The sequence below is a fragment of the Streptomyces sp. SID5469 genome (genome assembly GCF_009862865.1).
Taxonomy (GTDB): domain Bacteria; phylum Actinomycetota; class Actinomycetes; order Streptomycetales; family Streptomycetaceae; genus Streptomyces; species Streptomyces avermitilis.
Window position 1 is genome coordinate 2,219,541 of record NZ_WWIN01000001.1, and the last position, 25,586, is coordinate 2,245,126.

Sequence of the window (25,586 nt, forward strand, 5' to 3'; positions counted from 1 at the left end):
TCGTGGCCGGATCGAGTTGTCAGTCAGGTGCGCTTGTATGGGCGCATGACTGTTCACGATCTTGCCGCGGCCCTCCCCCGTATCCCCGACCTGCGGAGCCTGTGCCGGTCGATCGCCGTGGCGGAGGCGGTTCTGAAGCCCGGCGCGTACCGGTACCACTCCTTCGACGCAAACTGGTCGGAGACGGAAGAGGTCTTCTCCACGCGGAATGGCAGCGGGGACGAGTTCGACATCGTCTTCTCCCCGGCTGGTGCGTACATCCGTGGCTTCGACCACGAGTCGCCCATGAGCCCCTACGCCGACGACGCTGTCTGGCCGGGCGTACTCGATTCGGTGCCGGAGACCTTTCGGGCCTACGTCGAAGATCCACGTTCGTCGACGACGGCATGCCCATGGTGACCTTCTGCCTGTGGCGCGAAACGGACGACGACACCTGGCACACGGGTCGAATGGACTTTCCGACCGATGATTCGGACCCCGACGGTTCCGGGTGGATGCTCGGACCCCTTGTCGATCCGCGCCCGGAGACCTTCCAGACATTCGCCGAGGACTACTACGAGAGGCCTGTCGATCTGGACGCCGTGCGTCACATATTCGAGGAGAGGCCGCTGACGCAGGACGTAGTGGCGCGTCTGAATCCGGTTGTCTCCTTCTCGGGAATCAAGAAGGACGCCGCGGACATGGGCTATCCGGTATGACCGTATTGGGGGGGCAGCTCCGGTCATGGCGCTCGTCCGCCCACGATCAGACTGCGACCACCTCGCGTTGCACCCCCACCAGTTCGCGCAACTTCGCCCGCGTCTCGGGATCCGTGGAGTACACCACCGTGCCGACCATGCCCCGCGTCAGCAGCACCTTGTAGGTGTTGCGGATCAGGCGATCGACGTCCGAATCCAGAGTGGACTTCTTGAAGACCGGATCCTTGGAGGCGGTACGGTCGGTGACCCAGGTGTCGCCACGCCAGATCAGGTCCGGGCCGATGATGACGCCGGACCAGTCGTACTCGAAGCCCTGTGCCGTGTAGACGCAGCCCACCTGGCCGAAGCCGGCCGGGTCGGTCGCCCACAGGGCGGACGGCGGTGCGCCGGAGATGGCGCGCTCGCCCCGGAGGTTCCAGGGGCGCGCCCAGTCGCCGATGACGACGTCCGCCGGGAGCGGGTCGCCCGGCTTGGGCTCCTTCGACCAGGTCCAGCAGTATCCCGCGGACATTCGGGCGCCGTATCCCTGCCCTCGGCGGTTCTGGAGAAACGATTCCATCTCCTCCGGGCTTTCGGCGACCAGGAGTTGCATCCGATCATCGGGGTCCCAGGCGACAGGGCCACCCGGCTCGAGGCCGAGGAGGCGAACGACCCAGCGCAGGTAGGCATCGCTGCCACCGCAGCGGAACTGGCTTTCGAGCGGTACGACATGACACTCAAAGCCCTTCTTCGCGGCGGCCGCCTTGATCTCGGCCACTGTGCCCATCTCGCCGGGGCGCACCACTTGGTGTTCGTCGAGGAGGAACACAGGCACCCGGGCGACGTCGATCAACTCCTCAATCTGCGGCCGACCGCTGCGATGGGCTGCAGGGGTGTAGCGATTGGCGGAGGTCTCGCGGATGCGGTGCGCCTCGTCACAGATCAGGACGTCGAGGGTGTTCTTCTCTGTCGTCATGAAGCTGTTGAAGTACTTGAAGAGGTCCTGCACTTCGCGCTTGCGGGCGCCCGCGACCTTACGCATGGTTTTAGTGAACGACTGAGAGCCGGTGGCATGTAGAGCCGGAACGCCCTGTCGGTACAGCTCACCGAGCAACGAAAGCGCGATGACACTCTTGCCCGTTCCGGGACCTCCGGTGACGATCAAGACTTCCTTGCGATCGGACTGCTTCGCCTTGCGTACGGCGTTGAGCACTGTGCGGTACGCCACCTGCTGCTCATCCAGGAGGATGAACTGTTCTCGGTCTTGCACCTCCTGAGCCGCGACGGACATCAGTTGCTTGGAGGGGACCGTCTTACCGGCGAGGAGTTCGTCTGCTGCTCGGGCGCCAGGGTGCTTGTCGCTCAGCTTGGAACGGAGGTGGTCCAGGAATTCCCCTCGGCGCTCGGCAGTGAACAATTGCCCCTGGTCGTCAAGTTCGATCTCTCGTAGCCCGCTGGCCCCGAACTCTGTGGCATTGTGCATGTAGGCCACCCCGCTGACGCGTTGAGGGTGCTCGGCGACCGCCCCGTTGAAGTTGACGAGGTACTCGCAGTAGCGGCGTACCTGCTCGATGGGATTGAGGACCGGGTGTGCGTAGGCGTCCACATGACAAAGGACCGGGTCGTCCTCATCAGGCGCGGCCTGGCTCCACTGTTTCAGCTCTACCACGACGTACGCCGGTTCTCCCGTGGCTGGGTGCAGCCCGGCAAGCACGGCGTCGGCGCGCTTGCTGTTCAACGGCAGCGCGTACTCGATCATGACCTCTACGTCGCCCAGGCTCGCTTCGTTCAGTGCCGCCGTCAGAGCGGGAATGCTGCGTTCCCAGGAACGGACCTCGGAAGGGCCGGGGCGGTAGCCATGCATGCGGACGAACTGTTCGGTGAGATGCAGGAAGAGCGAGCCGTCGAGCGCCATGACAGCGACCGTTGCGGCGGACGCGCGGAACAGCAAGGAATTCCCCCAGGCAGCACGAAATGACTCGTGCGGGTGGGGGCATGTCCTTCGAAACTCCACCGGCGTGGAGCGGAAGCCCGTCGGGCCGCGATGACGATGTGATCAAGGGTACCTGGGCGGCGAGAGGACTTAGGAGCCTCTGGGCAGACCGTCAGCCTGCTTTGGCGCCAGCCTTTCAGGCCGTGGGCCATCAACAGGGAATCTCACACATGGGCTGCCACAAGCGCGGGCAGTGATCACGATTCCATCGGAGGCCACTCCCCCCACTGCCTAGGCGGCCGCCCCGTCCCTGTCAGCGAGCACTTGCGTCAAACAGGTACGCCTGCCCCTATCTCTATGGTCCCGCCAACGTCCGCCCGCCGCTGCCGACGGCTGTGCATACCCACCCAGAAAACAGAAAAACCCCTGGTCAACAGGGGTTTTTAACTGGTGTCCGAGGGGGGACTTGAACCCCCACGCCCGATAAAGGGCACTAGCACCTCAAGCTAGCGCGTCTGCCATTCCGCCACCCGGACTAGGTGTCTGCCGCCTGGCCGGAGGTGTTCCCCGCGGCGACATGGACAACAATACCAAGGTTTCGGAGTGCCTTTCACCTGCATATCCGCGCCCCGACGGCGGGTGCACGAAGGTCGTGGAGGGCGCCTACAGACTCACTATGGGAGGCCGAACGGCTACGGCGGGTCCGCCCGTGTATGGCGGCCAAGGGCGCTGTCCACGCTGCGGAAGCACTGGCGACACGTTTTGGGTTCGCTCCGACCGCCGCCCTGGTGCTGGTCCTACTCGTGTGGGCGGCGGCAACTCGAGCCTGTGGCTGATGCGGGTCGTCGGGCCTGTCGCCGATCTGATCAGGGCGGAGTCCATCCGGTCATCACAGGCATGCCTCTCGGCACCTCCCCTACGTCAACGTCGCACGTTTGGTCCACATGGCCCGGCAGCACGGCGTCGTCCTGCGGATCATCCACGGATCGGTGACTTCGTGGTTCCCAAGACCCCGGTGTTTGCTGTGCACAGCGGCCCCGTCACCAATGGGCTGCGGCCCCCTGCCCGGCCGGCAACCGCTCGGCGCCTCGCTCCACCGTGACCGACGGGGGACGGTACGGCTGGTGCCGTGCCGAGCTTGAGCGAGCTGGTGGATCTAGGGTTCGCCGAGATCTACGGGTGTGCGGGCAGCAGCCCCCAGCAGCAAGTAGCGCCCAGGTGAGGCAGCGGCTGCTGGCCGGGCTCGACGATCCGCCGCTCCTGGCACCCGAGGAGCGGCGGCTGCTGCTGGCTCAGTCCGTGGAACGGAGTTTCCCGGAGGCGGCGGACCGCGCCTTCGCTCTGCGACCGGACCGGCAAGGCATCGGTTGGGCGGCCCGATCCACCGCCGATGGGCAGACAAGATCATCGCTCCGGTGACCGGTCGGGCGGCACCGCGGACGCCGGCGCCGCCCGACCCGGCCTCACGGCATGAGGTGGTACTCCGGGAAGTTGCCGGGCAGCCGCTCCCCCGCCGGCCCCTGTGTCACCGCACGTACCAGCAGCTCGCCGCCCACGAACGCGCCGCGCCACGACGCGCCGAAGCCGCCGAACAGCTCGTCGCGGTCGCCGCGTGAGCGAGGCTTGCCGTGGCCGACCTTGAACGCGCGGATCTGTGGGGACAGACGGTCGTACGTCGCCCTGTCGTCGGTCGACAACGTGGCGACCAGCGCGCCGTTGGACGCGTTCATGGCGGCCAGCAGCTCTGCCTCCGTATCGACCAGGACGATGGTGTCGACCGGGCCGAACGGTTCCGCGTGGTGCAGCGGCGAGGACGGGGGCGGGTTCAGGAGCGTCACCGGCTGGACGTACGCCGACGTGTCCTGGCCGGGCAGGAAGCGGGCGTCGGTCAGCCTGGCGCGGTGCAGCGGGACGGCGCCGCGGTCGATGGCCTCGGTGACCTGGTCGTTCAGCTCCTTCGCCTTGGCCGCGTTGATCACCGGGCCGAAGTCCAGCTCCGGGTACGGGTCCTCGCGCCGCTCCACCGCCAGCGGGTGGCCGACCCGCAGGGTGCGGACGGCCGGGAGGTACGCGGCCAGGAACTCGTCGAACAGGGTGCGCTGGACGACGAAGCGCGGGTAGGCGGTGCAGCGCTGTTTGCCGTAGTCGAAGAGCTTGGGGATGACGGCCGTCAGTGCGTCCCAGTCGGTGTAGTTCCAGACGCCCCAGGTGTTCAGTCCCTCCTGTTCGAGTATGTGTCGCTTGCCCAGGTCGGCGACGTCCGTGGCCACCGCGGCGCCCGTGTCGCGGCCGCCGACGAAGGAGACACAGCCGATCTCGGGGGCGCGGACCAGGGCCTCCGAGAGCTCGCCTCCGCTGCCGCTGACGAGGGTGACGGGAATCCCTTCGCGGGCGGCGAGCGCGCCGGCCAGGGTCAGACAGGCGACGCCGCCGTCGGTCGGGGTCTTGGCGATGACCGCGTTGCCTGCCAGTGCCTGTACCAGCATCGCGTGAACGAGCACGCTCATCGGGTAGTTCCAGCTCGCGATGTTGGAGACCGGTCCGTCCAGCGGCGCCCGGTCCGCGACCATGGGTTCGATTCCGTCGACGTACCAGCGGACGCCGTCGATCGCCCGGTCCACGTCCGCCTGCGCGAGCCGCCACGGCTTGCCGATCTCCCAGACGAGGAGGAGGGCGAGCAGCTCGCGGTGTTCGGTCAGCGCGTCGAGGGTCGCGGCGACGCGCGCCCGGCGTTCGTCCAGGGGGACGTGGCGCCAGGCGCGGTGCTGGTCGAGCGAGGCGCGTACGGCCTGCCCGGCGATGTCACCGTCCAGGCGCGGCGGTCCCGCGATCGGGCTGCCGTCCACGGGACTGGTCGCGGGCAGCGCCCGGCCGTCCGTCTGCCAGGCGGCGCCCCAGAGGTTGAGGACCCGGTCGTCCCGGAACGCCTCGGGTGCGACCGCCAGACAGCGCCGCCAGGCGTCGGACCAGGACGTGCCGGATTTGAGGGTGAGGGTGGGTGCCATTCGTTTGCTCCGCTCTCGGTGCACAGTCGGGGGCGGTAGGTGCATGGCTCGTCCGCGCACACGGTGGTGCGCCGACGTCGTACGGAGGAAGGTAGTGACACGGCATGACGCGCGACAGTTACCTCGCTTCAACTATGAGTGACGTCACGCTCCGCTTCCAGTCGGGCCAGCACCAGCCGTGCCGTCGCGGTCGGCGTGCCGCCCACCTGCACGCCCGCGCCCTCCAGGGCCTCCTTCTTCGCCCGCGCGGTGCCGGACGAACCGGACACGATCGCCCCCGCGTGCCCCATGGTCCTGCCCTCGGGGGCGGTGAATCCGGCGATGTAGCCGACGACGGGCTTGGTGACGTGGTCGCGGACGTACGCGGCCGCCCGTTCCTCCGCGTCGCCGCCGATCTCGCCGATCAGGACGATGAGTTCGGTGTCGGGGTCCGCCTCGAAGGCGGCCAGGCAGTCGATGTGGCTCGTGCCGACGACCGGGTCCCCGCCGATGCCGACGCACGTCGAGAAGCCGATGTCGCGCAGCTCGTACATGAGCTGGTAGGTGAGGGTGCCGGACTTGGAGACGAGGCCGATGCGGCCGGGCTTGGTGATGTCGGCGGGGATGATGCCCGCGTTGGACTGGCCGGGGGAGATCAGGCCGGGGCAGTTGGGGCCGATGATCCGGGTGCCCTTGGCGGCGGCGTACGCGTGGAAGGCGACCGCGTCGTGGACCGGGATGCCCTCGGTGATGACGACGGTGAGCGCGATTCCGGCGTCGGCGGCCTCGACGACGGCCGCCTTGGCGAAGGCAGGCGGTACGAAGACGACGGTGACGTCGGCGCCGGTCGCCTCCCTTCCCTCGCGCACCGAGCCGAACACGGGGACGGTCCGCTCGTCGAAGTCGACGGCACGGCCCGCCTTGCGCGGGTTGACCCCGCCGACGACGTCCGTGCCCGCCGCGAGCATGCGGCGGGTGTGCTTCATGCCCTCGCCGCCGGTCATGCCCTGGACGAGGACCTTGCTCTCCTTGGTGAGGTAGATGGCCATGTCGGGCTCCTTCAGCCGGCGTCGGCGAGTTGGGCGGCGCGGCGCGCGGCGCCGTCCATGGTGGTGACCTGCTGGACCAGGGGGTGCCGGCGGCCGTCGAGGATCGCCCGCCCCCGTGCCGCGTTGTTCCCGTCCAGGCGGACCACGAGCGGCTTGGTCAACCGGACGGTGTCCAGGGCCTGCACGATCCCGTCGGCGACCGCGTCGCAGGCGGTGATCCCGCCGAAGACGTTGACGAAGACGGACTTCACGGCCGGGTCGGAGAGGATGACGGACAGGCCGTCGGCCATGATCTGGGCGGAGGCGCCGCCGCCGATGTCGAGGAAGTTGGCGGGGCGGGCCCCGCAGCCCGCGACCACGTCGAGCGTCGACATGACGAGGCCCGCTCCGTTGCCGATGATGCCGACCTCGCCGTCCAGCTTCACGTAGTTGAGCCCCTTGGCCGCTGCCGCCGCCTCCAGCTGATCGCCGTGCTCCGCGGCTTCGGCGCCCCAACGCGTCTGCCGGAAGCGGGCGTTGTCGTCGAGCGTGACCTTGCCGTCGAGGGCGAGGATCTGCCCCTGCGCCGTACGCACGAGCGGGTTCACCTCGACCAGTACGGCGTCCTCGCGGAGCAGTACCTCCCAGAGCCGGACGAGTACGTCGACGGTCGCCGGGGGAAGCCCGGCCGCTTCCGCGATCTCGGCCGCCTTCGCGGAGGTGACACCCTCGGCCGGGTCGACGGGGACACGCGCCACGGCTTCCGGGCGGGTGGCGGCCACCTCCTCGATCTCCATGCCGCCTTCCGCGGAGGCGATGGCGAGGAAGCGGCCGGCCGCGCGGTCGAGTACGTAGGAGACGTAGAACTCTGCCTCGATGTCGACGGGTTCGGCCAGCATCACCTTGCCGACCGTGTGTCCCTTGATGTCCATGCCGAGGATCTGGCGCGCCGTGAGTTCGGCGGCGGCGGGGTCCGCGGCGAGCTTCACACCACCCGCCTTGCCGCGGCCACCGGTCTTGACCTGCGCCTTCACTACGACGCGGCCGCCGAGCCTGCGGGCGATGACGCGCGCCTCCTGGGACGAGTCGGTGACCTCGGCCCTCGGCACCAAGATGCCGTGGTCCGCGAAGAGTTCCCTTGCCTGGTGTTCGTACAGGTCCATCTCGGCTCCTGTCTGCCGTGTCTGTCCGGGAGCGATCCCCGGGCCCCCGAAAAGTGCCGCACGCCCCCTGGACACCACCCACCGGATGCGGGATAACAAGCTTCATACAGTATTCGTCGACTGTATGCAATGTACCGCGAGAGCGTTCCAACCCCCTACGAAGGGACAGGACTTCGCCATGCCCGACGGCAGCAGCGACAACAACTCGGACCTCATCTCCGGTGGGCACCTGGTCGCCAAGGCACTCAAAGCGGAGGGGGTGGAGGTCATCTACACCCTGTGCGGCGGCCACATCATCGACATCTACGACGGCTGCGTGGACGAGGGCATCAAGGTCGTCGACGTGCGTCACGAGCAGGTCGCCGCGCACGCCGCCGACGGCTACGCGCGCATCACCGGCAAGCCCGGCTGCGCGGTCGTCACGGCGGGTCCCGGCACCACCGACGCCGTGACCGGTGTCGCCAACGCCTTCCGCGCGGAGTCCCCGATGCTGCTGATCGGCGGCCAAGGGGCGCACACACAGCACAAGATGGGGTCGCTCCAGGACCTCCCGCACGTCGACATGATGACGCCGATCACCAAGTTCGCGGCGACCGTGCCGGACACGGCGCGCGCCGCCGACATGGTGTCGATGGCGTTCCGCGAGTGCTACCACGGCGCACCGGGCCCCTCCTTCCTGGAGATCCCGCGCGATGTCCTCGACGCCAGGGTGCCGGTGAGCAAGGCCCGGATTCCCGCCGCCGGCCAGTACCGGGCCTCGACCCGCTCGGCCGGCGATCCCGAGGCGGTCGAGCAGCTCGCCGACCTCCTCGTGCACGCGGAGAAACCGGCGATCCTGCTGGGCAGCCAGGTGTGGACGACACGTGGGACCGAGGCCGCCGTCGACCTCGTGCGCACCCTCAACATCCCGGCGTACATGAACGGCGCCGGGCGCGGCACGCTGCCGCCCGGGGACCCGCACCACTACCAGCTGTCGCGCCGGTACGCGTTCTCCAACGCCGACGTCATCGTCGTCGTCGGTACGCCGTTCGACTTCCGCATGGGCTACGGCAAGCGGCTGTCGCCGGACGCGACCGTCGTGCAGATCGACCTCGACTACCGGACCGTCGGCAAGAACCGGGACATCGACCTCGGGATCGTCGGCGACGCGGGGCTGATCCTGAAGTCGGTCACCGAGGCGGCCTCCGGGCGCCTCAACGGAGGCGCGTCGAAGCGCAAGGAGTGGCTGGACGAACTGCGCGCCGCCGAGCAGACGGCCCTCGACAAGCGGCTGCCCAGCCTGAGGTCCGACGCCTCACCCATCCACCCGTACCGGCTGGTCAGCGAGATCAACGACTTCCTCACCGAGGACTCCGTCTACATCGGCGACGGCGGTGACATCGTCACCTTCTCCGGGCAGGTCGTGCAGCCCAAGTCGCCCGGACACTGGATGGACCCGGGTCCGCTGGGCACACTCGGCGTCGGCATCCCGTTCGTGCTCGCGGCCAAGCAGGCGCGGCCCGACAAGGAAGTGGTGGCCCTCTTCGGCGACGGCGCGTTCTCCCTCACCGGCTGGGACTTCGAGACCCTCGTCCGCTACGACCTCCCCTTCGTCGGCATCGTCGGCAACAACTCCTCGATGAACCAGATCCGCTACGGCCAGGCCCAGAAGTACGGCCTGGCCCGCGAGCGGGTCGGCAACACCCTCGGCGACGTCCACTACGACAAGTTCGCCCAGATGCTGGGCGGTTACGGCGAGGAGGTCCGCGACCCCGCCGACATCGGCCCGGCGCTGCGGCGCGCCCGCGAGTCGGGTAAGCCGTCGCTGATCAACGTCTGGGTCGACCCGGACGCGTACGCCCCCGGAACCATGAACCAGACGATGTACAAGTGAGGTGAGCCGACCATGACCAAGGCTCTCGAAGGCATCCGCGTCCTCGACATGACGCACGTCCAGTCCGGGCCCTCCGCGACCCAGCTGCTCGCCTGGCTCGGCGCGGACGTGGTCAAACTGGAGGCGCCGACCGGTGACATCACGCGGGGGCAGCTGCGCGACCTCCCGGACGTCGACTCCCTCTATTTCACGATGCTCAACTGCAACAAGCGGAGCATCACCCTCAACACCAAGACCGAGCGCGGCAAGGAGATCCTCACCGAGCTGATCCGGCGCTCCGACGTCATGGTCGAGAACTTCGGACCGGGCGCGGTCGACCGTATGGGCTTCACCTGGGACCGCATTCGGGACATCAATCCGCGGATCGTCTATGCCTCCATCAAGGGGTTCGGCGACGGGCCGTACACCGACTTCAAGGCGTACGAGGTCGTCGCGCAGGCCATGGGCGGGTCGATGTCGACCACCGGCTTCGAGGACGGGCCGCCGCTGGCGACGGGGGCCCAGATCGGGGACTCGGGCACGGGCATCCACGCCGTGGCGGGGATTCTCGCGGCGCTGTACCAGCGGGAGAACACCGGGCGCGGTCAGCGGGTCAACGTGGCCATGCAGCATGCTGTGCTCAACCTCTGCCGGGTGAAGCTGCGCGATCAGCAGCGCCTGGCCCATGGCCCGCTCGCTGAATATCCCAACGACGACTTCGGCGACGAGGTTCCCCGGTCCGGGAACGCGTCCGGCGGCGGCCAGCCCGGCTGGGCGGTCAAGTGCGCGCCGGGCGGCCCCAACGACTACGTGTACGTCATCGTGCAGCCCGTCGGCTGGAAGCCGCTCAGCGAGCTCATCGGCCGGCCCGAGCTGGCGGACGACCCCGAGTGGGCGACGCCGGAGGCGCGGCTGCCCCAGCTCACCAAGATGTTCCAGCTCATCGAGGAATGGTCGGCCACGCTCCCCAAGTGGGAGGTGCTGGAGAAGCTCAACGCCCACAACATCCCGTGCGGCCCCATCCTGTCCACCAAGGAGATCGTCGAGGACGCGTCGCTGGTCGCCAACGAGATGGTGGTGACGGTGCCGCATCCGGAGCGCGGCGAGTTCGTGACCGTGGGCAGCCCGCTGAAGCTCTCCGACTCCCCCGTGGACGTGACCAGCTCGCCCCTGCTCGGCGAGCACAACGCAGAGGTGTACGTCGGCGAACTCGGCCTCGGGGACGAGGAGCTGCGCCTGCTCAAGTCGAACGGAGTGATCTGACGTGATGGCCGAAGACCGGGCGCTGAGGGTGCGGACGCTCCTCGACACCGTGCGGGCCGAGGGACGGACCGCGCTGACGGCGCCCGAGGGCAAGGTGATCGCCGACGCGTACGGGATCGCCGTGCCCGGCGAGGAACTGGCGACGGACGTCGACGAAGCGGTCGCGTACGCGGCGCGCTTCGGCGGCCCCGTCGTGATGAAGATCGTCTCCCCGGACATCCTGCACAAGACCGACGCGGGCGGCGTCATCGTCGGTGTGGAGGGCGCGGCGGACGTACGCGCCGCCTTCTGCCGGATCGTCGAGAACGCGCGGGCGTACAACGAGCGGGCCCGCATCGAGGGCGTACAGGTTCAGGAACTCCTCCCGCGGGGACAGGAAGTCATCGTCGGCGCGGTCACCGATCCGACGTTCGGGAAAGTGGTGGCCTTCGGGCTCGGCGGCGTACTTGTAGAGGTCTTCAAGGACGTCACGTTCCGGCTGGCGCCCGTGGACGCCGACGAGGCCCTGTCGATGCTGGACTCGATCCGCTCGACGGAGATCCTGCGCGGGGTGCGTGGGGCCGCCGCGGTGGACCGGTGGGCGATCGCCGAGCAGATCCGCCGGGTGTCCCGACTCGTCACGGACTTCCCGGAGATCGCGGAGGTGGACCTCAACCCGGTGGTCGCCACCCCGGAGGGCGCGGTCGCGGCGGACATCCGGGTGATCCTCGCGGAGTCGCAGCCGAAGCCCCGACGCACGTACACGCGCGAGGAGATCCTCACCTCCATGCGCCGGCTGATGCAGCCCTCCTCCGTCGCCGTGATCGGTGCCTCCAACGAGCACGGGAAGATCGGCAATTCGGTGATGCGCAACCTCATCGACGGCGGCTTCTCCGGAGAGATCCATCCGGTGAACCCCAAGGCCGACGACATCGTGGGCCGCAAGGCGTACAAGAGTGTCACGGACATTCCCGGTGAGGTGGATGTGGCGCTCTTCGCGATTCCCGCCACGTTCGTGGCCGCGGCCCTGGAGGAGGTGGGACGCAAGGGGATCCCCAACGCCGTACTGATCCCCTCCGGGTTCGCGGAGACCGGCGAGCACGAACTCCAGGACGAGGTCGTGGCGATCGCCGAGCGGCACGGCGTCCGGCTGCTCGGGCCGAACATCTACGGCTACTACTCGACGTGGCACGACCTGTGCGCCACGTTCTGCACGCCGTACGACGTCAAGGGCGGCGTCGCCCTCACCTCGCAGTCCGGTGGCATAGGGATGGCCATCCTGGGCTTCGCGCGCACTACGAAGACGGGTGTCTCGGCGATCGTCGGGCTCGGCAACAAGTCGGACCTCGACGAGGACGACCTGCTCACCTGGTTCGGCGAGGACCCGCACACCGAGTGCATCGCGATGCACCTGGAGGACCTCAAGGACGGCCGCGCCTTCGTGGCGGCGGCCCGGGCGACGGTCCCCAGGAAGCCGGTCGTGGTCCTGAAGGCGGGTCGCACGGCGGCAGGCGCCAAGGCCGCGGGATCGCACACGGGCGCGCTCGCGGGCGACGACGCCGTGTACGACGACATCCTGAAGCAGGCCGGGGTCATCAGGGCGCCCGGGCTGAACGACATGCTGGAGTACGCGCGCGCGTTGCCGGTGCTTCCCACTCCCCAGGGCGACAACGTCGTGATCATCACCGGGGCCGGCGGCAGCGGCGTGCTGCTGTCCGACGCGGTGACCGACAACGGGCTGTCCCTGATGGAGATCCCGCCGGACCTGGACGCGTCCTTCAGGACGTTCATCCCGCCCTTCGGAGCCGCGGGCAACCCGGTCGACATCACCGGCGGTGAGCCGCCGTCGACGTACGAGGCGACCATCCGGCTGGGTCTCGAGGACCCGCGCGTCCACGCCCTGGTCCTCGGCTACTGGCACACCATCGTCACCCCTCCCATGGTGTTCGCCGAGCTCACCGCGCGCGTGGTGGCCGAGTTCCGGGAGCGCGGCATCGAGAAGCCGGTGGTGGCGTCGCTCGCCGGCGACGTCGAGGTCGAGGAGGCCTGCCAGTACCTCTACGAGCGCGGGGTCGTGGCGTACCCGTACACGACCGAGAAGCCGGTGGCCGTACTCGGCGCGAAGTATCGCTGGGCGCGGGCGGCGGGGCTGTTGGGGGGCGGTTCATGAGGTGACCGAGCGCGGGGCGGCCGACGGTGCGCGTCGGCCGCCCCGGGACCCGTGCGCACACGAAAGGCATTGGACAGGGGGCGCTGGCCAGAACTTTCGACGCAAGGGGCAATCGCGATATGACAACCACCGACCTATCGACGTCCGTCCCCTACAGGGAGGTGACGGACCGCAACGGCCGCGTGTACCGGATCGGCGAGACCGATACCGACCTCATGGGCCGGCCACGCACCTGGATGGTCATCCTGCCCTGGGTGGGCATGATGGGCATCAGCTCCGCCGAGTACGCGTTCACGTCGGCGGAGGACACCCTCCACGAGGCTCATCTGTGGAGCAGCGGACACATCTTCTGGCTGATGGGCGTCTGGGTGTTCTTCCAGGCGGCCGTGGCCTTCCCCGCCGGACAGCTGCGGGAGAGCGGCAGGCTGCCCGCCCGCACGGCGATGATGATCGGCGCGCTCGGCACCCTGCTGGGCTATCTGGCGCTGGCTTTCGCGCCGAACGTGGTCGTCGCCTACGTCGGCTTCGGCATGTGCAGTGGCATCGGCGCCGGCCTGGTCTACGCGACCTGCATCAACATGGTCGGCAAGTGGTATCCGGAGCGCAAGGGCGGCAAGACGGGCTTCGTGAACGGCGGTTTCGCCTACGGGTCCGTGCCCTTCGTCTTCATCTTCACGTCGGTGCTGGACCTGAGCAACTACAAGGTCGTGCTCAGCTGCGTGGGCGTCGGGCTGTGCCTGGTGGTGGCGTCGGCCGGCTGGTTCTTCAAGGATCCGCCGAAGAGCTGGTGGCCCCCGCACGTCGACCCGCTGACGGTGACCGACGACCCGAGGATCCGCCGGGCGCTGGCGAAGAACCCGCCGGCGGTCAAGCAGTACACCCCCAAGGAGGCCGCTCGTACGCCCGTGCTCTGGATGATGTGGTTCTGTCTGCTCTGCACGGCCGGCATCAACATCTTCGGCATCGCCTTCCAGGTGCCGTTCGGCAAGGACATGGGCTTCGCGGGCGGGATCGTGGCCACGGCGATGTCCCTGAAGGCCATCGTCAACGGCACCGGGCGCGGCGTGATCGGGTGGATATCCGATCGCTACGGGCGCCGCAACACGCTGGTCGTCGTGTGTCTCGTGCTGGGTTCCGCCCAGTTCGGCGTCCTGGTGTCGGGCCAGATGGGCAGCATGCCGTTCTTCCTGTTCTGCTCCATGGTCTCCGGATTCGGCGGTGGTGCGATCTTCCCGCTGTTCGCGGCGATGACCGCGGACTACTTCGGCGAGAACAACAACGCCAGCAACTACGGAATGGTCTACAGCTCCAAGCTCATCTCGGGCCTGGTGGGATCCGGTCTGGGCGCGGTCGTCGTCGGTGCGTGGGACTACGACGGCGCGTTCGTCCTGGCGGGCTCCGTCGGGCTGGCCTCGGCGGTCCTGGCGCTGTTCCTGCGGGCGCCCGGACGGCCCAGGGCCCAGCACATCCTCCCCAACCCGCAGCCGCTCGGCGAGGAGATGGCGTGACATGACGGCGGACCCCATCGCGGCGAGGAGCGCGTCGGCAGACCCCGGCGCCCCGAACCGCTCGTACCGGGAAGTGACCGACTCGCGCGGCCGCGTCTACCGCGTGGGCGAGACGGACCGCGACATCCTCGGCCACTCACGAAAATTCATGGTGTACCTGCCATGGGCAGCCATGATGGCCATCAGCGTCTTCGAATACGCGTACGGCTCGGCCGAGGACACCCTGTCCCACGCCCACGGCTGGACGCAGAGCAACACGTTCTGGATCCTGAGCGTCTGGGTCTTCTTCCAGGCCGGTATCGCCTTCCCCGCGGGCTGGCTGCGCGAGAAGGGCGTCCTGACCGCCTGCACGGCCATGCACCTCGGCGCGGGCATGTGCCTGGTCGGATTCCTCGCCCTGTCACACCTGAGCAACGTGCTCCTGGCGATTCTGGGATTCGGTGTCGTCGGCGGCATCGGTTCCGGCCTGGTGTACGCGACCTGCATCAACATGGTCGGCAAGTGGTTCCCCGAGCGCCGCGGTGCGAGGACCGGGTTCGTCAACGGCGGGTTCGCGTACGGGTCGCTTCCTTTCATCTTCATCTTCAACTACGCGTTCGACACGGCGAACTACCACCGGGTCCTGGACCTCATCGGCTGCTACGTGATGATCGTGGTCCTGTCCAGCGCGTTCTTCTTCAAGGACCCGCCGAAGAACTGGTGGCCCGCGGACATCGATCCGCTGACCTGCTCGGGCAACGGCAAGAGCGCCGCGAGTCTCGCGAAGAACCCGCCCGCGGTGAAGCAGTACACGCCCAAGGAGGCCATCAGGACCGGTGTGCTCCCGTTGATGTGGATCACTCTCGTCATGACGGCAGGCGTATCGATCTTCGGGATCTCCTTCCAGGTCGACTTCGCCAAGGAGGTCGGCTTCGGGCCACTGGTGGCCGCCTCTTCGATGGGCATCATGGCCGTCATCAACGGCATCGGCCGCGCGGTGGTGGGCTGGCTGTCCGACATCTTGGGCCGCAAGCTCACCCTGGTGTTCGTGATCGTCGTCCTGGGTCTCGCCCAGTTCGGCGTGATCTGGGCCGGCGACGTCAAGAGCGAGTGGCTGTTCCTGTTCTTCGCCTTCCTCTCCGGATTCGGCGGCGGCGCGTTCTACCCGATGTTCGCGGCGCTGACCCCGGACTACTTCGGCGAGAACTACAACGCCACCAACTACGGCCTGGTGTACAGCGGCAAGCTGATCAGCGGTCTGTTCGGCGGCGGACTCGGCTCCATGGTGGTCGCGGCCTGGGGCTACAACGGCGCGTACGCGCTGGCCGGGGCGATCTCCATGGTGGCGGCGGCGATCGCGCTGCTGCTGAAGCAGCCGGGGCGGAACACGGACAGGAGCCTGACTCCGGAGCCGCAGCCGGCGGGCTGAGCGCGGCGACGTTCGAGGGGCCCTGTCCGGGAGGTGGCTCGCTGACAGGGCCCCTCAAGCGTGGGGTCCGGTGCGGCGCAGGGCGCGGTTGATGTCGAAGCCTCCTTGGCGTACGTCGGTGGGGCGGGTCGGCGCAGGACGGCGGACGGGGTCCGGTGTCCCTCGCCCGCCGTCGCTCAGCGGCCCGGCGCCCCGGCGGGCGCGGGAAGTTCACAAGGGTGCCGCTTCGTGTCAGTCGTTGCCGCCGAACGCCGCGTCGAAGGAGGCCGACGGTGGCTCGAAGTCGTACGCCTTCAGGCGGGTCAGCGCCTCGGGGGCGCCCTGGAGCCGGTCCATGCCGGCGTCCTCCCACTCGACGGAGACGGGCCCGCGGTAGTCGATGGAGCCCAGCATGCGGAAGACGTCCTCCCAGGGAACGTCGCCGTGGCCGGCCGAGACGAAGTCCCAGCCCCGGCGCGGGTCGCCCCAGGGCAGATGCGAGCCGAGGCGGCCGTTGCGTCCGTCGAGCCGCTTGCGGGCCTCTTTGCAGTCGACGTGGTAGACGCGGTCGCGGAAGTCGTACAGGAAGCCGACGGGGTCGAGGTCCTGCCACACGAAATGGCTCGGGTCGAAGTTCAGCCCGAAAGCGGGCCGATGGTCAACGGCCGCCAGTGCGCGCTGGGTTGTCCAGTAGTCGTACGCGATCTCGCCGGGGTGGACCTCGTGCGCGAACCGCACGCCCTCGGCGTCGAAGACGTCCAGGATCGGGTTCCAGCGCTCGGCGAAGTCCTCGTAGCCGCGGTCGATCATCGACTCGGGGACGGGCGGGAACATGGCGACCAGGTGCCAGATGGCGGAGCCGGTGAAGCCGATGACCGTGTCGACGCCGAAGGCCGCCGCGGCGCGCGCGGTGTCCTTGATCTCGGCCGCGGCCCGCTGCCGTACCCCTTCGGCCGCGCCGTCGCCCCAGATCCGCGCGGGCAGGATCGCCCGGTGGCGCTCGTCGATGAGGGCGTCGCAGACCGCCTGACCGACCAGGTGGTTGGAGATCGCCCAGCACGTGAGGCCGTACTTGTCGAGAAGCGCGTGCCTGGACTCGAGGTACGTCGGGTCGGCGAGGGCCCTGTCGACCTCGAAGTGGTCGCCCCAACAGGCGAGTTCGAGTCCGTCGTAGCCGAAGTCGCGGGCGAGGCGGCAGACCTCTTCGAGCGGGAGGTCGGCCCACTGGCCGGTGAAGAGTGTGAAGTCGCGCGGCATTCCCGGGCCTCCTCAGACCACTACGGGTGTGTAGACGGAGTTCTTGGCGGCGCTCTCCTCCACCGCCGCCAGCACGCGCTGCACTTGCAGCCCGTCGGCGAAGGACGGCTCGGGGCGGTGGTTCGCCGCGATGGCATGGACCAGGTCGCGGGCCTGGTGGACGAAGGTGTGCTCGTAGCCGAGGCCGTGGCCCGGCGGCCACCAGGCTTCCAGGTAGGGGTGGTCGGGCTCGGTGACCAGGATGCGGCGGAAGCCGGCGTGCGCGAGGGGTTCGGTGTGGTCGTGGTACGCGAGCTCGTTGAGCCGCTCCAGGTCGAAGGCCAACGAGCCGCGCTCGCCGTTGAGTTCGATGCGCAGGGAGTTCTTGCGGCCGGTCGCGAACCGGGACGCCTCGAAGGTGGCGAGGGCGCCGGAGGCGAAGCGGGCGGTGAAGAGAGCGGCGTCGTCGACGGTGACGGTGCCGAGACCGCCCGCGGAGACCGCGGCGAGCCCGCCGGTCGTGCCGCCGGGCAGCGGACGCTCCCGTACGAAGGTCTCGGTGAGCGCGGAGACTCCGGCCAGGGGCTCGCCCGCGAGGTACTGGGCCAGGTCGACGATGTGGGCGCCCAGGTCGCCGAGCGCCCCCGAACCGGCCACTTCCCTGCGCAGTCGCCAGGTGAGCGGAAACTCGGGGTCGACCAGCCAGTCCTGAAGGTACGTCACCCGCACGTGCCGCAGGGTGCCCAGCCGGCCTTCGCGGACCATCCGCCGGGCCAGCGAGGTGGCGGGCAGCCGACGGTAGTTGAAGCCGACCATGGTCAACCGGCCCTGCCGATAAGCCTGTTCGCCCGCGGCCGCCATGGCCTCCGCTTCCTCGACCGTGTTCGCGAGGGGTTTCTCGCACAGGACGTGTTTGCCCGCGGCCAGCGCGGCGACGGCGATCTCGGCATGGCTGTCACCCGGGGTGCAGATGTCGACGACGTCGACGTCGTCACGGGCGATCAGGGCGCGCCAGTCGGTCTCGGCCGCCGCCCAGCCGTGCCGCTCGGCCATGGCGCGCACGGCCTGTCCGTCGCGGCCGCACACGGCGGCGAGCACCGGGCGGGACGGCAGGTCGAAGACGCGGCCGACGGTGCGCCAGCCCTGGGAGTGGGCGGCGCCCATGAAGGCGTAGCCGACCATGCCGATACCGAGCGGCGGCTTCCCGGCGTCCGCCTCGTCGCGCGGGTGCGGCTGTCCCATACCGTTGTCCTCCTCTTCGTCGTGGCGCGGTGGGGGTGCGAGCAGGGGCGGTCACCTGAAGCCGGTGGACATGTACTGGCCGACGTTGTCCTTGTCGACGACCGCCGAGTAGAGGGTCAGGGAGGCCGGGATCTCGAACTCGGCGAGGCCGCCGACGCCCTTGCCCTGGCCGAGCGCGCGGGCCAGGTCGATGGCGGACGCGGCCATGGTCGGCGGGTACAGCACGGTCGCCTTCAGGACACCGTCGTCCGCCTTGATGGCCTGGAAGGCGGAGAGCGCGCCCGCGCCGCCGACCATCAGGAAGTCGTCCCGTCCGGCCTGCTTGATGGCCCGCAGCGCGCCGACGCCCTGGTCGTCGTCGTGGTTCCACAGCGCGTCGAACCTGGACTGGGCCTGGAGGAGCTGGGCCATCTTCGACTGTCCGGACTCGACGGTGAACTCGGCTGCCTGCCGGGCGACCTTCCTGATGTTCGGGTAGTTCTTCAGCGCCGCGTCGAAGCCCTGCGTGCGCTGCTTGGTGAGCTCCAGGTTGTCCAGCCCGGCCAGCTCGACGACGCGCGCGTTCGGCTTGTCCTTGAGCTTCTCGCCGATGTAGCGGCCGGCGCTCAGCCCCATGCCGTAGTTGTCGCCGCCGATCCAGCAGCGGTACGCCTGCGGGGAGTTGAAGATACGGTCGAGGTTGACGACGGGTATGCCCGCGCGCATCGCCTTGAGGCCGACCTGGGTGAGTGCCTTGCCGTCGGCGGGCAGGACGACCAGGACGTCGACCTTCTTGTTGATCAGCGTCTCGATCTGGCCGATCTGCGCGGCGGTGTCGTTGGAGCCCTCGGTGATCTCCAGCGTCACGTCGCCGTACTTCTTCGCCCGGCTCTTCGCGTTGTCGTTGATCGCGTTGAGCCAGCCGTGGTCGGCCTGCGGTCCGGCGAAGCCGATGGTGACGTGCTTGCCGGGTTTGTCGTCGGCGGCCGACCGGTCGTTCGCGGCCGGCTTCTCGGACGTGGTGTCATTGCTTGTGCAACCCACGAGGAGGGCACCGGCGGATACGGCGGCGGTCCCGAAGAGCAGTCCTCTGCGGCTCGTGACAGGTGTCGGCTCTGGCATGGCGGTGAACCCTTTCCTCAGGTCGTGCTCGCGGTACGGCGCTGGACCAGCACGGCGGCGACGATGATCGCGCCCTTGGCGATCTGCTGGACGTCGCTCTGCAGGTTGTTCAGGGCGAAGATGTCGGTGATCGTGGTGAAGATCAGTACGCCGAGGACCGAGCCGGTGATGGTGCCCCGGCCTCCGCTGAGCAGGGTGCCGCCGATGATCGCGGCCGCGATGGCGTCGAGCTCGTACAGGTTGCCGTTGGTGTTCTGGCCCGAGCCGGACAGGATGATCAGCAGGAAGGCGGCGATGCCGCAGCACAGCCCGGAGAGCAGGTAGAGGTACAGCCGCTGGCGTCGTACGTCGATGCCCGCGAGCCGGGCCGCCTCCGCGTTGCCGCCGACGGCGACCGTGCGCCGCCCGAAGGTGGTGCGGTTCAGGATCAGCCAGCCGATGACCGTCACGACCGCGAAGACCAGGACGAGCGGCGGGATGCCGAGCAGATAGGAATCGCGCTCCCCCAGCTTCAGGACCGTGTCGACGGTGACGATCTGTGTCCTGCCGTCCGTGATCTGGAGCGCGAGGCCGCGGGCCGAGGCCAGCATGGCGAGCGTGGCGATGAACGGCACCAGCCCGCCGTACGCGATCAGCAGTCCGTTCACGAGGCCGCAGCCCACGCCGACGATCATCGCGGTGAAGAGGATGCCGGCGAAGCCGTACTCCTGGGTGGCGACGGTGGTGGCCCATACGGAGGCGAGGGCGACGATCGCGCCGACGGACAGGTCGATGCCGCCGGAGGTGATGACGAAGGTCATGCCGACGGTGACGACGCCGATCACCGAGGCCTGGGTGAGGACGAGTTGGAGATTGCGGGTGTCGAGGAACTCGTCGGGTTTGGTGATGCCGCCGATGACGACCAGGGCGGCGAGCACACCGAGCAGCGAGAGCGTGCGGACGTCGGCGCGGGCGGCGAGGGAGCGCCATGCGGGGAGTTCACTCACCGGTGACGCCTGGCCGGTGCCGCCCCTGGGCGGAGATACGGGCTGCGTCATGACGCCGGGGTTCCTTCCACGGGGCTTCCTTCCATGACCAGGTCGAGGACGCGGTGTTCGTCGAGTTCACGGGCGGGCGCCCGGTGTACGACGCGGCCCTCGCGCAGCACCAGCACCCGGTCGGCGAGGCCGAGCACCTCGGGTACCTCGCTGGACACGAGCAGCACGGCGAGGCCCTCGTCGGCGAGGCGGCGGATCACCGCGTACAGCTCGGCGCGGGCGCCGACGTCGACGCCGCGGGTGGGTTCGTCGAGGAGCAGCACCCGGCAGCCGCGCAGCAGCCAGCGCGCCAGGACGGCCTTCTGCTGGTTGCCGCCGGACAGGGTGCGCGCGGGCGCGGACGGACGGTCGGGGCGCAGTGACAGTTCCCGGGTCGCGGCTCGCGCGGCATCGCGTTCGGCGCCGCGGTCGATCCAACCTCCGTGTGCGAAGCGGGACATGGAGGAGAGCGACACATTGCGCGTGACGGACTCCAGCAGGAGCAGGGCCTGCGTCTTGCGCTCCTCGGGGGCGAGCCCGAGTCCGGCGCGGACGGCGGCGCGTACGCTGCCGGGCCGCAGCGCCCGTCCGGCCACCGTGACCTGCCCTGCGGACGGCTTCCGGGCCCCGTAGACGGTCTCCAGGATCTCGGACCGTCCCGAACCCACCAGTCCGGCCAGTCCGACGATCTCGCCGGGGCGCAGTTCGAGGTCGAGGGGCTCGAACTCGCCTTCCCTGGCGAGGCCCTGGACCTTGAGTAGGGGGTCGGAGGTGGCTGGGGCAGGGGCGGGCGGCCGGTCCGGGAAGACGTACTCCACGTCGCGGCCGGTCATCAGCGCCACGATCTCGCGCGTCGGCGTGGATTTCGCGGGCAGCCCGCCCGCCACCGCGCGCCCGTCCTTCAGTACGGTCACCCGGTCGCCGATCCGGCGGATCTCCTCGAGGCGGTGCGAGATGTGGACGACGGCGACGCCGTCCGCGGTGAGGTCGCCGACGATGCGGAAGAGGTTGTCGACCTCGTCGGGATCGAGGGCCGCGGACGGCTCGTCCATCACGATGAGGCGGACGTCGTGGGAGAGCGCGCGCGCCATGGAGACGATCTGCTGCTGGGCTGCCGACAGGTCGCCGACGAGGCGCGACGGTGCGATCTCCGGGTGGCCGAGGCGCTTGAGGAGAGCCGCTGTCGAGGCTCGCGCGGCCTTCCCTCGTACGACGAAGCCGGCGGTCGTGGGCTCATGGCCGAGGTGGACGTTCTCGGCCACCGACAGGCCCTCCACCAGGTCTAGTTCCTGGTAGATGGTGGCGATGCCGAGGCGCATGGCGGCGATCGGGGAGCGGAGCGTGACGGGTGCGCCGCGCCAGCACAGACGGCCGTCGTCGGGCTGGTGGGCGCCGGCCAGGACCTTGATGAGGGTGGACTTTCCGGCGCCGTTCTGGCCGAGCAGACAGTGGACCTCGCCGGCCTGAACGTCGAGGTCGACGCCGTCGAGGGCCCGGACGCCGGGGAACGACTTGGTGATGCCGGACATGGTGAGCAGCGGTGGTTCTGGTGCCATGACGGTTCCCTTTGGCAGGCGTGCGGGCCGGTTTCAGGGCGTGCGCTTGCGGAGCAGGCATGCAGGGCGTGCGGCAGGCATTCAGGCAGGGCGGAGCAGGGCGCTGTGCTGGTCGTGCGCGCGGTACGGCGGGTGCTTACGCGGGTGAGAACAGGTGGTCGCTGATCAGCCGGGCCGCGCCGATGACTCCGGCGGTCGGGCCCAACTCGCCCAGCACGATGGGCAGATTGCCGGTCGCGAGCGGCAGCGACTGACGGTAGACCTGGGTGCGGATCGCGGCGAGCAGGGTGTGGCCGAGGCCGGTCACCCCGCCGCCGATCACCACCAGTCCGGGGTTGAAGAAGGAGACGAGTCCGGCGATGACCTGACCGGTGCGGTTGCCGCCCTCGCGGATCAGGTCGAGCGCGGTGGCGTCCCCGGCGGCAGCCGCGGCGGCGACGTCGACGGCGGTGAGCGTGCCCGCCGCCGCCAGCCGGGTGGCGAGCTCTTCCGAAAGCCCCTGCTGGGCGGCTTCGGTGGCGTCGCGGGCGAGCGCCGCGCCGCTGAAGTGGGCCTCCAGGCAGCCACGGTTGCCGCACGCGCACGGGCGGCCGTCCGGCACCGCCTGGATGTGCCCGATGTCGCCCGCGCTGCCCGTCACCCCGCGGTGCACCTCGCCGCCGACGACGATGCCGCAGCCGATGCCGGTGCCGATCTTGACGCAGAGGAAGTCGCCCACGGAGCGTGCGACGCCCGCGTGCTGCTCCCCCATGGCCATGAGGTTCACATCGTTGTCGACCATGACGGGGCAGCCGAGATCCTGGCTGAGCGCCTCGCGCACCGGGAAGCCGTCCCACCCCGGCATGATCGGCGGCGCGACCGGTATGCCTTCCGGGAACCGGACCGGACCCGGCACCCCGACTCCGGCGCCGTCGAAGCCCTCCGCGAGCCCCGAAGCCCTCAACTTGGCTGCCATGGCGAGGACTTGCTCGAAGACGGCCACCGGGCCCTCGCGGACGTCCATGGGCTGGTTGATGTGCCCCAGGACCTCCAGTTCGGCGTTGGTGACGGCGACGTCGACCGAGGTCGCGCCGATGTCGACGCCGAGGAAGCGGAGCGCGGGCGCGAGCCGGATGTTGTGGGAGCGGCGGCCGCCCCGGGAGGCGGCGAGTCCGTCGGCCACGACCAGGCCCGTCTCCAGCAGCCGGTCCACCTCGACGGCCAGCTTCGACCGCGAGAGATCGATCCGGTCGCCCAGCTGAGCGCGGGAGTTGGGGCCGTCGTCACGCAACAGGCGCAGCAGCCGGGCCTGGTGAGCGTTCGCGGGTCGAGCCGTCATACGTCTCACGAGCCCCTCCCCGTCTCAACTGGCCTGCGTGCGCCGGGTTCCGGCCATCGCCTGGCTCGCTTTCGAGGGGAACGTAGCAGTGGCTGCCGGGAGTGGGAAGAAGTCTCACAGGAATTACCGACGACTTTCGCCACTGAAAGGACAAAGACCGGCTTTCCTCGTCGCCCTGGTGGTGCCGTCGGTGGGGATGCCGGGCGGGGGCCCACTGGGCGGCGTACGAGCCGGCGGCCGCGCGCGTACGCCGAGGCCGCGCGCGTACGCCGAGGCTGCCCGCCCCCTCCGGGCGACCGCCTGACGACTCCGCGGCCGCCGCCTGGCGCCCCTCGGTCACCGCCTGACTACGTCGTGGCCACGTCGGGATCCCTCGCCCGGCTACTTCTCGCGCTCGTGGTACGTCTTGCGCGTGTGCTCGGTGTGGGCGCGCATGACCTCCGTCGCGCGCCGCTCGTCCCGCGCCGAGATCGCGTCGATCAGATCGCGGTGCTCGATCCAGGACTGGCGGCCGCGCTGCCGGGCGACCGGCGTGTAGTACCAGCGCACCCGGCGGTCGACCTGCGCGGCCAGCTCGGCGAGCACGGCGTTGCCCGCGAGCTCCATGACCTTCGTATGGAACCGGGCGTTCATCGCGACCGCTCCGTCCACGTCGTCGTCGGCCACCGCCCGCTCGCCCTGCGCGCACAGCTCTTCGAGGGCGGTGATGCCCGCCGTGCCCGCGTTGGCGGCGGCGAGCCGGGCCGCCTCGGCCTCGAGGAGCGTACGGACCGTGAGGAGCTGGTCGGCCTCGTCCTCCGTCGGTTCGTGCACGAACGCGCCCTGGGCGGGCCGCAGATCGACCCACCCCTCGGTGTTCAGCCGCTGGAGCGCTTCGCGCACCGGCTGCCGGGAGACTCCGAGGTGCCCGGCGAGTTCGCTCTCGACGAGATGCTGGCCGGGCTGGAGGGCGCGGGTGGTGATGAGTTCGAGCAGCGCCTCGTAGACGCGGTCGCGCAGCGGACCGGGCCGTTCGAGCTTGGGCACCGTCCCCTGCGGCAGTCCTGCGGACAACATGGCGGTCCCCTCCTGGGCAGTGGCGGCAGCAGCACAGCACCGGAAAGACAGTATCGATTGTCTTTCGTCTACAGTCTACGGCGCACAACAGCCAGGGCGAGGGGGAGTTGGGCTCATCACACCGAGCCGTACGAGCAGGTCACGGGCAGCTCACGGGCAGCGGATGACCTGGCCCGCGTACGACAGGTTCCCGCCGAAGCCGAAGAGGAGGACCGGGTCGCCGGTCGAGATCTCCCCGCGCTCCACCAGCTTGGAGAAGGCGAGCGGGATGCTCGCGGCCGACGTGTTGCCGGACTCGACGACATCGCGTGCGACGACGGCGTTCACGGCGCCGATCTTCGCGGCGAGGGGTTCGATGATGCGCAGGTTCGCCTGGTGCAGCACGACCCCGGCGAGATCCGCGGGCGTGAGCCCCGCGCGTTCGCATGCCCGGCGCGCGATGGCCGGGAGCTGGGTGGTGGCCCAGCGGTAGACGCTCTGCCCCTCCTGGGCGAAACGCGGGGGCGTGCCTTCGATGCGTACCGCGTGGCCCATCTCGGGGACCGACCCCCACAGCACGGGGCCGATGCCGGGCTCGGCGCCCTCGGGGCAGGCGTCGACCACGGCGGCGCCCGCTCCGTCGCCGACGAGGACGCAGGTCGTACGGTCGCTCCAGTCCGTCACCGCGGACATCTTGTCGGCGCCGATGACGAGCGCCCGCGTGGCCGCCCCCGCGCGCACGGCGTGGTCGGCCGTGGCCAGGGCGTGCGTGAAGCCGGCGCAGACCACGTTGATGTCCATCGCGGCCGGGGACGGGATGCCGAGGCGGGCGGCGACCCGGGCGGCCATGTTCGGGGAACGGTCCTCGGCGGTGGAGGTGGCGACGAGCACCAGGTCGATGTCGGCCGGGGCCAGCCCGGCCGAGGCGAGCGCCTTGGCCGCCGCGTGCCCGGCCAGCTCGTCGACGGGCTCGTCGGGCCCGGCGAAGTGGCGCGTCCGGATGCCCACCCGGCTCCTGATCCACTCGTCGCTGGTGTCGACCAGGCTCGCCAGGTCCTCATTGGTGAGTACCTTGGCGGGCTGGTAGTGGCCGACGGCGGCGATGCGTGAGCCGTTCATGGGGGTCCCCCTCGTTGCC

General features: G+C 69.6%; 19 protein-coding genes, 1 tRNA gene and 1 pseudogene. 8 read left to right on the forward strand and 13 right to left on the reverse strand.

From position 1 onward, the window contains the following. Nucleotides 1-45: 45 nt before the first annotated feature. Together GTY58_RS41570 and GTY58_RS41575 are read left to right on the forward strand one after the other, a co-directional pair. Complete coding sequence (locus GTY58_RS41570) at nucleotides 46-399, forward strand: hypothetical protein (RefSeq protein ID WP_306292885.1); 354 nt, start codon at nucleotides 46-48, stop codon at nucleotides 397-399. Next, entirely contained in the window at nucleotides 387-698 is a 312-nt protein-coding gene (locus GTY58_RS41575; protein WP_308689883.1) for a hypothetical protein, read from the forward strand. Before GTY58_RS41570 ends, GTY58_RS41575 begins: the two co-directional genes overlap by 13 nt. Before the next feature lie 46 nt (nucleotides 699-744). On the opposite strand, the gene GTY58_RS09575 is transcribed toward GTY58_RS41575, so the two are convergent. Together GTY58_RS09575 and GTY58_RS09580 are read right to left on the reverse strand one after the other, a co-directional pair. Further along, nucleotides 745-2,628 (reverse strand): DUF2075 domain-containing protein, encoded by a 1,884-nt coding sequence (locus tag GTY58_RS09575; RefSeq protein WP_010983254.1) that lies wholly within the window; start codon nucleotides 2,626-2,628, stop codon nucleotides 745-747. Nucleotides 2,629-3,058: 430 nt separating this feature from the next. Then, nucleotides 3,059-3,146 (reverse strand) — tRNA-Leu (locus GTY58_RS09580). Nucleotides 3,147-3,530: 384 nt separating this feature from the next. Here GTY58_RS09580 and GTY58_RS40570 point away from each other — a divergent pair. Then, nucleotides 3,531-4,029 (forward strand): annotated as a pseudogene (locus GTY58_RS40570) (DUF2254 family protein); the annotation flags it as partial. A 44-nt stretch (nucleotides 4,030-4,073) separates the two neighbouring features. On the opposite strand, the gene GTY58_RS09590 reads toward GTY58_RS40570, so the two are convergent. From GTY58_RS09590 to sucC, 3 genes are all read right to left on the reverse strand, one after another. Next, a complete protein-coding gene (locus tag GTY58_RS09590) occupies nucleotides 4,074-5,615 on the reverse strand; it encodes an aldehyde dehydrogenase family protein (protein WP_010983255.1) in 1,542 nt (513 codons plus the stop codon). A 128-nt stretch (nucleotides 5,616-5,743) separates the two neighbouring features. Further along, nucleotides 5,744-6,643, reverse strand: a complete 900-nt coding sequence (sucD, locus tag GTY58_RS09595; RefSeq protein WP_010983256.1) for a succinate--CoA ligase subunit alpha — start codon at nucleotides 6,641-6,643, stop codon at nucleotides 5,744-5,746. 11 nt (nucleotides 6,644-6,654) lie between these two features. Continuing rightward, nucleotides 6,655-7,785, reverse strand: coding sequence for an ADP-forming succinate--CoA ligase subunit beta (gene sucC / locus GTY58_RS09600; RefSeq protein WP_010983257.1), 1,131 nt, complete (start codon nucleotides 7,783-7,785; stop codon nucleotides 6,655-6,657). Nucleotides 7,786-7,963: 178 nt separating this feature from the next. On the opposite strand from sucC, the gene GTY58_RS09605 reads away from it, so the two are divergent. From GTY58_RS09605 to GTY58_RS09625, 5 genes are all read left to right on the forward strand, one after another. Continuing rightward, entirely contained in the window at nucleotides 7,964-9,658 is a 1,695-nt protein-coding gene (locus GTY58_RS09605; RefSeq protein WP_010983258.1) for a thiamine pyrophosphate-binding protein, read from the forward strand. 12 nt (nucleotides 9,659-9,670) lie between these two features. Beyond that, nucleotides 9,671-10,900, forward strand: coding sequence for a formyl-CoA transferase (gene frc, locus GTY58_RS09610; protein ID WP_010983259.1), 1,230 nt, complete (start codon nucleotides 9,671-9,673; stop codon nucleotides 10,898-10,900). 4 nt (nucleotides 10,901-10,904) lie between these two features. Beyond that, complete coding sequence (locus GTY58_RS09615; protein WP_037647551.1) at nucleotides 10,905-13,049, forward strand: acetate--CoA ligase family protein; 2,145 nt, start codon at nucleotides 10,905-10,907, stop codon at nucleotides 13,047-13,049. Nucleotides 13,050-13,168: 119 nt separating this feature from the next. Continuing rightward, nucleotides 13,169-14,557, forward strand: a complete 1,389-nt coding sequence (locus GTY58_RS09620; protein WP_037647383.1) for an OFA family MFS transporter — start codon at nucleotides 13,169-13,171, stop codon at nucleotides 14,555-14,557. A gap of 1 nt (nucleotide 14,558) precedes the next feature. Further along, complete coding sequence (locus GTY58_RS09625) at nucleotides 14,559-15,965, forward strand: OFA family MFS transporter (protein WP_010983262.1); 1,407 nt, start codon at nucleotides 14,559-14,561, stop codon at nucleotides 15,963-15,965. A gap of 231 nt (nucleotides 15,966-16,196) precedes the next feature. Here the strand turns inward: GTY58_RS09625 and GTY58_RS09630 are convergent, their stop codons facing one another. The 8 genes from GTY58_RS09630 to GTY58_RS09665 all read right to left on the reverse strand — a co-directional run bounded on the left by GTY58_RS09630 (nucleotide 16,197) and on the right by GTY58_RS09665 (nucleotide 25,567). Next, entirely contained in the window at nucleotides 16,197-17,201 is a 1,005-nt protein-coding gene (locus GTY58_RS09630) for a sugar phosphate isomerase/epimerase family protein (RefSeq protein WP_010983263.1), read from the reverse strand. A 12-nt stretch (nucleotides 17,202-17,213) separates the two neighbouring features. Next, complete coding sequence (locus tag GTY58_RS09635) at nucleotides 17,214-18,422, reverse strand: Gfo/Idh/MocA family oxidoreductase (protein ID WP_010983264.1); 1,209 nt, start codon at nucleotides 18,420-18,422, stop codon at nucleotides 17,214-17,216. 51 nt (nucleotides 18,423-18,473) lie between these two features. After that, nucleotides 18,474-19,523, reverse strand: coding sequence for a substrate-binding domain-containing protein (locus tag GTY58_RS09640; protein WP_010983265.1), 1,050 nt, complete (start codon nucleotides 19,521-19,523; stop codon nucleotides 18,474-18,476). A gap of 17 nt (nucleotides 19,524-19,540) precedes the next feature. After that, nucleotides 19,541-20,560 carry an ABC transporter permease gene (locus GTY58_RS09645; protein WP_010983266.1) on the reverse strand — a complete coding sequence of 340 codons (1,020 nt, stop codon included), beginning with the start codon at nucleotides 20,558-20,560 and terminating at the stop codon, nucleotides 19,541-19,543. After that, nucleotides 20,557-22,095 carry a sugar ABC transporter ATP-binding protein gene (locus GTY58_RS09650; protein WP_010983267.1) on the reverse strand — a complete coding sequence of 513 codons (1,539 nt, stop codon included), beginning with the start codon at nucleotides 22,093-22,095 and terminating at the stop codon, nucleotides 20,557-20,559. Before GTY58_RS09650 ends, GTY58_RS09645 begins: the two co-directional genes overlap by 4 nt. Before the next feature lie 136 nt (nucleotides 22,096-22,231). Next, a complete protein-coding gene (locus GTY58_RS09655) occupies nucleotides 22,232-23,413 on the reverse strand; it encodes an ROK family transcriptional regulator (RefSeq protein ID WP_037647379.1) in 1,182 nt (393 codons plus the stop codon). Nucleotides 23,414-23,794: 381 nt separating this feature from the next. After that, a complete protein-coding gene (locus tag GTY58_RS09660; RefSeq protein WP_010983269.1) occupies nucleotides 23,795-24,469 on the reverse strand; it encodes a GntR family transcriptional regulator in 675 nt (224 codons plus the stop codon). Nucleotides 24,470-24,619: 150 nt separating this feature from the next. Then, nucleotides 24,620-25,567, reverse strand: coding sequence for a beta-ketoacyl-ACP synthase III (locus GTY58_RS09665; protein WP_010983270.1), 948 nt, complete (start codon nucleotides 25,565-25,567; stop codon nucleotides 24,620-24,622). Nucleotides 25,568-25,586 lie beyond the last annotated feature (19 nt).

Coding starts and splice junctions, on each gene's coding strand:
- GTY58_RS41570 (WP_306292885.1), top strand. CDS start 46: ATGACTGTTCACGATCTTGCCGCGGCCCTCCCCCGTATCCCCGACCTG.
- GTY58_RS41575 (WP_308689883.1), top strand. CDS start 387: ATGCCCATGGTGACCTTCTGCCTGTGGCGCGAAACGGACGACGACACC.
- GTY58_RS09590 (WP_010983255.1), bottom strand. CDS start 5,615: ATGGCACCCACCCTCACCCTCAAATCCGGCACGTCCTGGTCCGACGCC.
- sucD (WP_010983256.1), bottom strand. CDS start 6,643: ATGGCCATCTACCTCACCAAGGAGAGCAAGGTCCTCGTCCAGGGCATG.
- sucC (WP_010983257.1), bottom strand. CDS start 7,785: ATGGACCTGTACGAACACCAGGCAAGGGAACTCTTCGCGGACCACGGC.
- GTY58_RS09605 (WP_010983258.1), top strand. CDS start 7,964: ATGCCCGACGGCAGCAGCGACAACAACTCGGACCTCATCTCCGGTGGG.
- frc (WP_010983259.1), top strand. CDS start 9,671: ATGACCAAGGCTCTCGAAGGCATCCGCGTCCTCGACATGACGCACGTC.
- GTY58_RS09615 (WP_037647551.1), top strand. CDS start 10,905: ATGGCCGAAGACCGGGCGCTGAGGGTGCGGACGCTCCTCGACACCGTG.
- GTY58_RS09620 (WP_037647383.1), top strand. CDS start 13,169: ATGACAACCACCGACCTATCGACGTCCGTCCCCTACAGGGAGGTGACG.
- GTY58_RS09625 (WP_010983262.1), top strand. CDS start 14,559: ATGACGGCGGACCCCATCGCGGCGAGGAGCGCGTCGGCAGACCCCGGC.
- GTY58_RS09630 (WP_010983263.1), bottom strand. CDS start 17,201: ATGCCGCGCGACTTCACACTCTTCACCGGCCAGTGGGCCGACCTCCCG.
- GTY58_RS09635 (WP_010983264.1), bottom strand. CDS start 18,422: ATGGGACAGCCGCACCCGCGCGACGAGGCGGACGCCGGGAAGCCGCCG.
- GTY58_RS09640 (WP_010983265.1), bottom strand. CDS start 19,523: ATGCCAGAGCCGACACCTGTCACGAGCCGCAGAGGACTGCTCTTCGGG.
- GTY58_RS09645 (WP_010983266.1), bottom strand. CDS start 20,560: ATGACGCAGCCCGTATCTCCGCCCAGGGGCGGCACCGGCCAGGCGTCA.
- GTY58_RS09650 (WP_010983267.1), bottom strand. CDS start 22,095: ATGGCACCAGAACCACCGCTGCTCACCATGTCCGGCATCACCAAGTCG.
- GTY58_RS09655 (WP_037647379.1), bottom strand. CDS start 23,413: ATGACGGCTCGACCCGCGAACGCTCACCAGGCCCGGCTGCTGCGCCTG.
- GTY58_RS09660 (WP_010983269.1), bottom strand. CDS start 24,469: ATGTTGTCCGCAGGACTGCCGCAGGGGACGGTGCCCAAGCTCGAACGG.
- GTY58_RS09665 (WP_010983270.1), bottom strand. CDS start 25,567: ATGAACGGCTCACGCATCGCCGCCGTCGGCCACTACCAGCCCGCCAAG.